General features: G+C 70.9%; 1 protein-coding gene. It reads right to left on the bottom strand.

Annotation, left to right across the window (positions count from 1 at the left end; all coding sequences use genetic code 11):
* Positions 1 to 237: hypothetical protein (locus SB816_RS34830; protein WP_410548603.1), on the bottom strand; the 237-nt coding region annotated here is incomplete at both ends.

The raw sequence follows: 237 nt of genomic DNA, 5'->3' as shown, positions 1-237 counted from the left end.
CAGCAGGATCCGGTTGTCGCGCGGATGCAGGCCGATGGTCGGCTCGTCGAGCACGTAGCACACGCCCTGCAGATTGCTGCCGAGCTGCGCGGCGAGCCGGATGCGCTGCGCTTCGCCGCCCGACAGGCTCGGCGCGGCGCGATCGAGGCTCAGATAGCCGAGCCCGACTTCCTCGAGGAACGCGAGACGGCTGCCGATCTCGCTGACGATGTCGCGCGCGATCTGCGCGTCGCGGCC

Origin of the sequence: Achromobacter sp. SIMBA_011 (assembly GCF_046535435.1) — a bacterium.
Lineage (GTDB): Bacteria > Pseudomonadota > Gammaproteobacteria > Burkholderiales > Burkholderiaceae_B > Achromobacter > Achromobacter dolens.
The sequence above is the reverse complement of the archived record's forward strand: the minus strand, read 5'-3'. Positions and strand labels throughout refer to the sequence as shown.